Raw genomic sequence first — 10,494 nt, forward strand, 5'->3', positions numbered from 1 at the left:
AGATGATCGACGACGGGCCGGAAGGCCGTGACCTCACCGAGTTGCTCGGCGCCGTGCACAACCTGCTGCTCGACGCGCCACAGGTCGAGGAGTTCCTCACCGAGCTGGCCAAGCTGGCCGCCGCCCTCGTCGAGCCGCCCGCCTCCTGCGGCATCACCACCAGCTACGACGGCCGGCCGCGCACGGTGGTCAGCAGCGACCCCCGGGCCGCGGAGGTCGACGAGGGCCAGTACGCCGGCGGCTGGGGCCCCTGCGTCCACTCGCTCGCGACCGGCGAGGTGGTCGAGGTCACCGACCAGGAGTCCGACCCGCGCTGGCCGGAGTACCGCGTCCACGCCGTCGCGCTCGGCGTCCGGTCGTCGCTGAGCCTGCCGCTGACGGTGAACGGCGACGTCGTCGGCGCGATGAACCTCTACGACTTCGACCGGCCGGGCGCCTTCGACGAGCGGAACCGGCGCCGGGCCGAGACGTTCGCCGTGCAGGCGTCGACGGCGCTGACGCTCGCGCTGCGGCAGGCGCGCGATGCCGAGCTGACCGGCCAGCTGGAGCAGGCGCTGGCCACCCGCAGCGTCATCGACCAGGCCGTCGGCATCCTGATGGCGCAGCAGCGGTGCACAGCCGACCAGGCGTTCGCTCTGCTGCGCGCCCACTCGCAGAACAACAACCTCAAGCTGCGCACGGTCGCCGAACGGATCGTGGCCAAGGTGTCGGGCCGGCCGGCGGTCCAGTCGGCGACGTTCCGTCGCTACGCGACACCGGCTCTCGACGACAGCGCGTAGGAGTTGTTTTCGCCGATATCGGTCCGTACCCTGGCGGTCTCCGGTTAAGAGGTCAGCCGGCGGCGGTCTCGCCGCGCACTGACCGACGTACCGAGGTCATCATGGACACGCCGTCCGAGGCGCTCCCCGAACCCGAGCCGGAGCTCCTCACCCGGCAACTGGCCGAGGCAGCCGCGCGGCTCTACCTGCAGCCCGACGTCCACTCGACGGTCACCGCCGTCGTCGAGCAGGGCGTCGACATCATCGGTGGCGACGCCGCCAGCCTCACGTTGCTGGGCCGGCGCGGCGCGCACGAGCTGACGGTGGCGAGCAGCGACCGCGCCGAGCGGGCCGACCGAGCGCAGCTCGAGCTGGCCGAAGGGCCGTCGCCGGCGGCGCTGACCGCCCGGGCGCCGGTCATCGTCGACGACATCGCCACCGAGCCGCGCTGGCCGCGCTGGCAGGACGCCGTGGCCGACGCCGGCTTCCGCAGCCTGCTGGCGCTGCCCCTGGAGCTCGGCCCGCACTACTCCGGCGCCCTCGTCGTGCTCTGGACCCTGCCCGAGCAGCCGGCCGACCGGCACCTCGCGGTGGCCCGGCTGCTGCTGCGGCACGCCGCCATCGCGATCGTCGACGCGCGCCGGTCCTCCACGCTGCGCGAGGCCATCGACGCCAGGTACCAGATCGGGCTGGCCCAGGGCATCCTGATGGAGCGGTACGGCCTGGACGCCACCCAGTCCTTCGAGCTGCTGCGCCGCTACTCGCGCGACAACAACGTCAAGCTCAGCCAGGTGGCGGCCGGCGTCGTGCGCACGCGGGCGCTGCCCGACGCGCGCGGCGAGTGAGCGAGAACGGCCACTCCGCTCCCGGGAAGGGGGGCTTCGCCGGGGAGCGGAGTGCCGATTCCCCCGTAGACGGATGTTTCGGCCCTGCGCCTGCACCCGTCACTCTTTAGGAGGCACGAGCGGACCGCATCAGCACGCGGCAATCCGAAGAATTTCTCCGGCCGCCTCACCCCAGCCCGTCGTCGTCGGTTCCGGCGACGACGATGCCGGTCAGCTCGGTGCGCGAGCGGATGCCGAGCTTGCGGAAGATCCGGCCCAGGTGCGCCTCGACGGTGCGGACGGACACGAACAGCTCGGCGGCGATCTCGCGGTTGCGCCGTCCGCTGGCGACCAGCGTCGCGATCCGCTGCTCGGCGTCGGTGAGGTCGGCCAGCCGGGTCGTCGGCGGGACCGGCCCGCCGGCCGCGCCGAGCTCCTGCCCGGCCCGTCCGGCCAGTGCGATCGCACCGCTCTCCTGCGCCAGCACGACGGTGCGCTGCAGCCAGGATCGCGCCTCGGTGCGGCGCCCGAGGCGACGCAGCCGCTCGCCGAAGCAGAGCAGCGTGCGGGCCTGCTCGACCGGCGACACCGTGTCCGGCGCCGTCTCGACCGCCTCGCCGAACAGCGTCAGCGCCTCCTCGCCCTCGCTGACCAGCGCCCGGCAGCGGGCGACCGTGTGCCGCGCCCACGCCGTCGGGACCCGGTCCGCCCGCAGCTCGAACTCGGCCAGCGCGGCCCGGGCCCGGCCCAGCTCGCCGCTGCGCACACAGGCCTCGATGTAGTCCGGCTCGACGGCGAGGATGGACGGGTCGGCGTGCTCCAGCGCGTACCGGCGGGCGTGGTCGAGCACCGACATCGCCTCGTCGAACCGGCCGAGCAGCAGCAGGAACGCGCCGGTCTCGGCCTGCATGACGGCGGTCGCCCAGGAGTCGCCGTGGCGCCGCGACCCCTCGATCGACTGGCGGCGGCGGTCCCACGCGGCCTCGTCCTCGCCCAGGTAGGCGTTGGCCCGGATCATGTAGGCCGGGACCAGCGCGCGGTGGGCGCTGTCGGCGTCGACGCGGTCCCAGGCGGCCGCTGCCTCGGCCGCCTCGCGCAGCCGGCCGGCCCGCAGCTCCAGCTGGACCAGACCGGCCAGCGCCGCCCGCAGCAGCAGCGGCGAGTCGCCGAACTGGCCACTGGTGACGGCGCGCAGCAGCCGCCGCGCCTGTCCGTACCGCTCGGCCCGGACCAGCACGGTCGCGTGCAGCAGGTTCGTCTCGGCCTCGCCGAACAGGTCCTCGCCGCCGTCGGTGTCGGCCTCGACCAGTTCGACGCCGCGGTCCAGCTCGCCGCTGACCGACGCCAGCAACGCGGCCGTGCGGCGATGCGCGGCCCGGGTCGCGGCATCGAAGTCGTCCTCGAACCGCTCGGCCAGCGCCAGGAACCGGGCCGCCTCGGCCTGCTCCATCCGCCCGGCCAGCCCGTGCGCGGCGGCCAGGTCCAGCGCGGCCGCACGGGTCGGGTCGATCGGCGCGACCTCTTCGACGTGCCGGCTGACCAGGCCGGTCGCCACCTCGCCGTCGAGCAGGTTGCGGGCGCGCACCTCCAGCAGCGCGAAGTCGGCCCGCTGCTGTGGCGTCGTGTCCAGGCGGAACCGCTCGCGGGCGATGTGCACGGCCTCGTCCAGCCGCCCGGCGAGAACGGCGAACCGGCCGGCCTGCAACAGCCGCCCGATCCGCTCCCCCGGCTTCGACGTCAGCCGGACCGCCTCGCGGGCGAACGCCAGCGAGCGCTCCACCTCGCCGCGGACCAACGACTCCGCCGCCACCCGCTCCAGCCGGGTGGCCAGGTCGTCGTCGTGCTCGTGCCGGGTCTGGGCCAGGTGCCAGAGCTGCCGGCCCGGGTCGGAGTCGGCGTAGGCGGCGGCCAGCGCCTGGTGTGCGGCGTCGCGCTCGGCCATGGTCGCGGCCTGCCAGATGATCGACCGGACGGCCGGACGCTGCAGGGTGAACGTCCCGTCGGACCGGTTCAGGTGCTCGGCGAACAGCCAGGCGACGTGCGGCGCGTCCGGCGAGCCGAGCGCGTTCAGCACCGGCGCGAGGCGGTGGTCCTCGCTGCCGGTCGCCACCAGCAGCGCGAAGCGCTGGTCGTCGTCGAGCGAGGCCAGCTCGGGCAGCTGCAGCGCCTGCAGCACAGGGGAGTGCGGCAGATGCCGGTCCAGCTCGACCTGGCCGAGCAGCTGCACGTCCGGGATCCGGCCGACGACGTCGAGCAGCGCGCGCGGGTTGCCGCCGACGCGCGTCGCGATGCGGGCCGCGACGCTGTGCAGCGTGTGCGACCCGGCCGCCCGGCGGACCAGCTCGGTCGCGTCGGTCTGCGGCAGCTCACCCAGCCGGATCACCGGCAGCCCGCGCAGCGGCGGCACCCGGTCGGCGGTGTCGACGACGATCAGGAACACCAGCGGCGACGTGCCGACGCGGCGGGCGACGAAGCCCATCACCTCCAGCGACTGCGGGTCCAGCCGGTGCGCGTCGTCGATGACGATCACCAGCGGCCGCCGCACCCGGCTGACCAGCGGCTGCACCTGGACCGCGATCTCGTACGCCGACGCGGTCTGGTCCAGCTCCGTGGTCAGCTCGTCCACCAGCCGGGCCGCCTGCCGCTGCTGCTCGGGCTCCAGCGAGCCGACCACGGCCGACAGCACCAGATGCAGTCCCGAGAACGGCCAGCCGCGTTCTGACTCGGCGGCCACCACCGCCGACACCGTCACCTCGTCCAGGCCCGTGAGCCGCCCGGCGCGTGCGTCGTCGGACACGGCACGCACCAGCGCGCTCTTGCCGACCCCGTCCGGGCCCTCCACGACGACCGCGCCCCCCTCGCCGGCCGCCAACCTCAGCAGGACCTCCCGGATCCTGGCCTGTTCACCGTCACGACCGATCAATGGGTCGCGTTCTTCCTTGTCCACCCGTTCCCCTCACCCTGCGATCACCATCGCCGGGCCCCCCATCGCGATCTTCACCACCAGTCTCGCGGTCCGGCACCCTGTCATGACGGCAAAGGCCGACACTGCTGACGGGCCAGCGGGGGTGGATCATGGGGTGAGGTGAGGGGTGAGTCTAGGATCGTCCTTGGGCGGGAGGCAGGAGAGACAACAGAATGCAGGGTGCCGACGGCGACCGCCGGCGGGCCGGACCGCGGCCCATCCTGTCCCGCCGCCGCCTCTCCGACCCACTGGCCAGGCCTGATGCCGCGCCGATCGTCGTCGTCCAGGGCCCGCCCGGGCTGGGTAAGTCGCTCTTGCTCGACGACGTCGCCCGCCGGCTCGGTCCCGGCCGGGTGGCCCGGGTCGACCCGGCCGCCGCCGACCTGGGCGCGATGGTCGAGGAGATCCTGGCGCACGCGGTGGCCGACGACGCCGCCGACCCGCCGGCGATCCTGCTCGACGGCGTCACCGACCCCGACGGCGACGGCGTGCGCGCCGCGCTGCGAGCCGTGCGCGACCACGACACCCGGCTGCTGCTGAGCACCCGCACCCCGCCGAGCTGGGTGACCGCCGACCGGCTGCTCGACGGCTCCATCCACCTCGTCGGCCTGCCCGAGCTGATGTTCGACGCCGCCGAGATCCAGCAGCTGGCCACCCGGTTCCGGGTCGCGCTGGAGCCGGACGACCGCGCCGACCTGGAGCAGACCACGGACGGCTGGCCGGCGCTGGTGGTTGCGTGGCTGCGGTCCCGGCGGGCCGACGCCACGCTGTCGGAGCGGATGCTGACCGACCTCATCGACCGGTTCGTCCGCCTCGAGGTCCTCGGCGACCTGAGCCCGGCCGACCGGGCGCTGCTCACCGACGCGTCCGCCGCGCCCCGGTTCGACGCGACCGTGCTGACGCTGCTGCTGGCCGACCAGCTCGGAGTCGCTCCCGACGGCCCGGCCGCGCTGATCGACCGGTGGGCGACGGCCGGCCGGCTCCTGCCCGCGTCCGACGACGGACACTGGCGGCTGCCGCACCCGGTCCGCCGCAGCCTGCTCGCCCAGCTCGACCTGGAGCGCCCGGGCCGGCGCGCCGAGCTGGTGACGCGCGCCGTCCGGCTGCTCGTCGCCCGCGGCCGCACCACCGACGCCCTGCCGCTGGTCGTCGACACCGCACTGGACAAGGCGACGGCCGGCAGCGTCGTCCGGGCCAGCTGGGAGCCGGCGGTCGCCCGCGGCCAGTTCGACGATCTGCTGCCCGCGGTGAACACGCTGCCCGACGACGTCGTCGCCACCGACCCCGTGCTGTTGCTGTTGACGGCGATCGCCGCGGTCGCGCCGCCGCCGGACCTGGAGACGTTCGCCCGCCGGGTGGCACAGGCCGACCGGCTGGTCGACCAGCACCGGCTCAGTGGCACGCTGCTGACCATCCGGTGCTTCCAGATCGTGCTGGCGCGGGCCCGCGGCGACGCCGCCGCCGCCGTCGCCGTCGAACGCAGCGGGCGGGCGCTGATCGAGGCGGCCACCGACGACGAGCGGCGCGAGCACCTGGACCGCGTCGTCTACTTCGACTGGCAGACCGGCGCGAACCGGCTGGCCACCGGCGACCTCGACGCCGCCGAGGCCATCCTCGGCCACGCCGCGACCCAGGCCCGGCACCACGGCATCGCCTGGCACGAGGCGAACAGCGAGGCGCTGCGCGCGTACACGTCGCTGCTGCGTGGCGACCTCACCGGCGCGACCCGGCAGTCGCGGTCGGCGACGGAGCTGGCCCGCCGGCACGGCTGGACGGAGAACCAGTTCACCGACCACGTGCACCTCACCCGCGGTGCGCTGGACCTGGAGCACGGGCGCACCACCGGCGTGGCCGAGCGGCTGCACCAGGCGCAGCGCCGCGTCGACCGCGACGTCGTCCCGCCGGCGGCCCGGCTGGCGCACGCGTGGTCGATGCTCGCGCTGCTGTCCGGCGACCGGACCGCCGCCGGGCACGCCGAGCTGCTCACCGGCGACGACTACGCCACCAACCGGCTGCCGCTCAACCGGCTGCTCGCGGCGATCGCCCGCTCGTACGCGCTGCTGGCCCGTGCCGACCCGAAGGCGGCCGTGCAGGTGCTGGATTCCGCGGTCGCGCCGCCGCGGCACGCCGCGCTGCTGGCGGTGGCGCGGGCCCGGGCACTCCTGGCCGCCGACGACCCGCTGGCGGCCGGCCGTGAGCTGGCCGCGCTCGGCGACCTGTCCGCCGTCCCGCTCACCGTCCGCGCCGACGTCTACGCCCTGCACGTCGAGTCGGCCCTGCAGCGCGGCGTCACCGCCGAGGGCGACGTGCACCAGCTGCTCGCTCTCGTCGAGCGCACCGGCGCCCGGCGGCCGTTGCTGCTGCCGCCGGCGCTGCGTTCGGGGCTGATCGGCGGAGAGTTGCAGCTGCCGCCGTCGGGGCCGCTGAGCACGCTGGCGGTCGAGCTGGCCGCACTGCACCGCGCGAACACCGCCGGGCCGCCCGCGCTGTCCGAGCGCGAGACCGAGGTGCTGCTGTCGCTGGACGGTCCGGACACGCTCAGCGAGATCGCCAAGTCGATGTACATCTCGGGCAACACGCTCAAGACGACGGCCCGCTCGCTGTACCGCAAGCTCGGCGCGGCCGACCGCTACGAGGCCGTCACGGTGGCGCGGGCGCTGGCGATCCTGCCGTCCGCGCACTGACCCCTTCATGGCGGTTTCGCCGCATGCTCGTGATTCCCCCTAGCAAGGTATGCGGGGACTGCCGACGCGGCAGGGACCCCGCTGCCACCAGTTTCTTCGTCATGAGCGATGAGTGGGATCACCAGGAGTTCGCGATCCTGCTGGACCGGGCCCACGACGGCGACGACCACGCCTTCGGTCTCCTCTACGAGCGGACCGCGCCGATGGCCCACCGCGCTGCCCAGCACATCGTGCGCGACCGGCACGCGGCGGACGACCTGGTCCAGGAGACGTTCTGCCTGGTCCTGAACGCCGTCCGGGCCGGCCGCGGGCCGCGCTCGTCGTTCCCCGGCTACGTGCTGTCGACGGTGAAGCGGCTGGCCTACCGCCATTCGAGCGCCCGCGGCCGCGTTGTCGCCATCCAGGACCCGGCCGCCTGGGACGCCCTGCTCGGCCGTCCGCTCGACGGCTCCGGCGCGGCCGGCGACGCCAGCCGGGTCGCGACCGCCCTGGCCAGCCTGCCGGCCCGCTGGCGCCACGTCCTCTGGCTGGTCGACGTCGAGCGATACTCCCCGGCGGAGCTCGGCTCCCGGATGTCGATGACGCCGAACGCCGTCTCCAGCCTGGCCGCCCGCGCCCGCAAGGCGCTGCGCGCCGCCTACCTGGAGTCCACCACCGCCGACGCCTGACCCCCTTGGCCGGTCGCCGCGCCGCCGGCGGCGCTGACACCGCGGAGCCCTGGCCGACGCTTCGTCACCTGATCCACTTCGGGAGAACGATCAGGTGACGTTCACACCGCCAGCCCGGCCGACTCGTCACCTGATCGTCTCCAGCATGCGGACGCGAAACGATCAGGTGACCCAACCGACGCGACGAGGGCCGCCAGGTCACCTGATCGTTTGCCCGCAGTGCGCGGCCAGTGGCAGGAGCTACGTCACCTGATCGTCTTCAGGAAAACGATCAGGTGACCCAACCGCCACCGCCGTGACGGCGGGGCACCGGGTCACCTGGTCGTTTGCGAGCAGTGCGCCGCGGGGCCGGCTAGCTGGCGCCGGCCCCGCGGTCGTGCGTCAGCCGGTCAGACCTCCCGTCCCGGCCGACCGCCGGCGGGTGACGACGAGGGCGGTGCCGCCGACGATGATCAGCAGGCCACCGGCCAGCAACAGCAGCGCCGACATCCCGCTGCCGGTGTCGGCGAGGTCGTCGTCGCCACCGTTGTTGTCGTCGTCATCGTCGTCGTCGCCCGGCGGGTTGCCCGGCGGGTTGCCCGGCGGGTTGCCCGGAGGCGTCTGCGGCGGCGTCGGCGGGTCGACCGGGGCGCAGGCGTCCGCGTCCAGGTCGTGGCCGTTGTGGTCGAGCAGCCCCACGTTGGCCAGCCCACCGGTCTCACCAGCACCCGGGTTGTCCGCGCACTGGACCGACTCGGCGGTCGCCGTGGCCGGGTCGACCGTGACCGCGACCGTCACCTCGTAGGTGTGCGTCGCGCCCACGTCGATCGTGACGTCACCGGTGATCGCGTTCTCCGGCGCGTCGGGCTCCTCACCCTGGCCGGTGAACGTGTCCAGCACCGGGATGTCACCCGGTTCGGTGTTCGACGGGGTCACGTCGACGACCTCGATGCCGGCGCCGAAGTAGAACTGGTCGCTGAGGACGTAGTCCCCGGCGGCGGCGCCGTCGTTGAGCACCTCCAGCTGGTAGGTGATGGTGTAGGCGTTCGTGCCGGTCGACGTCGGACCGGACGCGATCGTCTTGTCCAGGTGGATCGACGGCAGGTCGGCGCAGTCGGTGTCGGTGACCTCGTCGCCGCCCTCGGTGGTGAGGGTGGCGCCGTTGTTCAGACCGCCGTTCTCCCAGTTGTCGCCGGGCTCACCCGCACACGCCGCCGCAGTGTTGCCGTCGTCGTCCACCTCGAACGACGCGGGGACGTCGGCGACGACGGTGATGGTGTAGACGTGCGGCGCGTAGCCCTCGTCGTTCATCCCCGGCAGCGTCACGTCCGTCGCGATGACGGTGTCCTCGAGACCGTCCCAGTCCTCGTTCACGTCCACGCCCTCGGGGTAGTCCGTGACCTCGGCGTAGTCGACCTCGACGGTGTCGCCGAACAGCAGCTCGTCCTCGAGGTCGTAGGTGGTCTCGCCCGGCAGCAGGTTGTTCACCGTGAGCTGGTAGACGACCTGCCACTGGCCGTCGTCGACCGGCTCCGCGGAGACCAGCTCCTTGTCGAGGTCCGGCTCACCGAGCGAGAGGCACGCCTCGTCGTCATCGGTCAGGTCGTTGTGCTCGATGCCGGTGCTGTTGGCCAGCCCGCCGTTCTCGCCGGAGTCCGGCTCGGGGCAGGTCATCGACTCCTCGGTCAGCGTCTCCTCGTCCAGCGAGAAGACCACCTGCACCTGGTAGGTGTGCACCCCGCCGGCGGCGAGAGGCACATCCTCGGCGATGACGTTGACCGGGTCGCCCTCCGGCCCCTGGCCGGTCCAGGTGTCCAGCGCGGTGACGCCTTCCGGCGTCGTGATGACGTCGGAGGACTCGACGACGATGCCCTCGCCGTACCGGAGCTGGTCACTGATGGTGTAGTCGCCGTCACCCGCGCCCGTGTTCGACGCGACCAGGTCGTAGGTGATCGTCCACGTGCCGTCGCCGTTGGCGGTCGGCCCGCTGCTGATCGTCTTCTCGATGTCGATCGACGGCAGCGGCGCGCAGGCCTGGTCGTCCTCGGTCAGGCCCGACTCGTCGGTCAGCGTCGACGTGTTGTTGAACGCCGTGTCCGTCGTCGGGTCCTCACCCTCCGCCGGGCACGCCGTCGGGTCCGCGTCACCCTCACCGGGCACGAGCTGCAGCGGCGCTTCCGCGATCACCGTCAGCTCGTAGTGGTGCGGCGCGTAGCCCTCGTCGTCGGTGCCCAGGAGCGGGACACCCTCGGTGATGACCAGCTGGTCCTGCCCGTTCCACGGCGGGTCGAACAGCGTGGCCTCGGCCGGCGACGCGGTCACGTCGGCGGACACGATGGTGACCTGGTCGGTGAAGTGCAGCTCGTCCGACAGGTCGTACGACGTCGCCTGGACGCCCTTGTTCGTCACGTCGATGCCGTAGACGATCTCCCACTGGCCGTTGCCGATCGGCGTGGCCGAGATGAGCGACTTCACGTGCGTCGGCTGGCCGACCTCACGGCACTCGGTGTCGGTGTCCGGGTACCCGTTGAACGACGAGTTGGCGTCGTTGTAGAGCCCCGTGCCCTCTTCACCCTCGCCGCCGGCCAGCGTGCAGTCCGACGGGTCGGGCTGGGC

6 protein-coding genes are annotated in these 10,494 nt (G+C 73.6%); 4 read left to right on the forward strand and 2 right to left on the reverse strand.

All coding sequences use genetic code 11. The features are described from left to right. Positions 1-2: 2 nt before the first annotated feature. A complete protein-coding gene (locus C1I92_RS18185; protein WP_111256069.1) occupies positions 3-779 on the forward strand; it encodes a GAF and ANTAR domain-containing protein in 777 nt (258 codons plus the stop codon). A gap of 101 nt (positions 780-880) precedes the next feature. Next, on the forward strand, positions 881-1,603 hold the full coding sequence (locus C1I92_RS18190; RefSeq protein ID WP_111256070.1) for a GAF and ANTAR domain-containing protein: 723 nt from the start codon (positions 881-883) through the stop codon (positions 1,601-1,603). Positions 1,604-1,769: 166 nt separating this feature from the next. Here the strand turns inward: C1I92_RS18190 and C1I92_RS18195 are convergent, their stop codons facing one another. Further along, positions 1,770-4,529: a helix-turn-helix transcriptional regulator gene (locus C1I92_RS18195; RefSeq protein WP_111256071.1), complete on the reverse strand. Its 2,760-nt coding sequence runs from the start codon at positions 4,527-4,529 to the stop codon at positions 1,770-1,772. 191 nt (positions 4,530-4,720) lie between these two features. Between C1I92_RS18195 and C1I92_RS18200 the strand changes: the two genes are divergently transcribed. Then, positions 4,721-7,231, forward strand: a complete 2,511-nt coding sequence (locus C1I92_RS18200; protein ID WP_111256072.1) for a LuxR C-terminal-related transcriptional regulator — start codon at positions 4,721-4,723, stop codon at positions 7,229-7,231. A gap of 101 nt (positions 7,232-7,332) precedes the next feature. After that, positions 7,333-7,899, forward strand: coding sequence for an RNA polymerase sigma factor (locus C1I92_RS18205; RefSeq protein ID WP_158564190.1), 567 nt, complete (start codon positions 7,333-7,335; stop codon positions 7,897-7,899). A gap of 381 nt (positions 7,900-8,280) precedes the next feature. Here the strand turns inward: C1I92_RS18205 and C1I92_RS33885 are convergent. Next, positions 8,281-10,494 (reverse strand): hypothetical protein (locus C1I92_RS33885; RefSeq protein WP_199521340.1); only part of this gene is annotated, 2,214 nt, incomplete at its 5' end.

It is taken from the genome of Jiangella anatolica (assembly GCF_003236295.1).
Lineage (GTDB): Bacteria > Actinomycetota > Actinomycetes > Jiangellales > Jiangellaceae > Jiangella > Jiangella anatolica.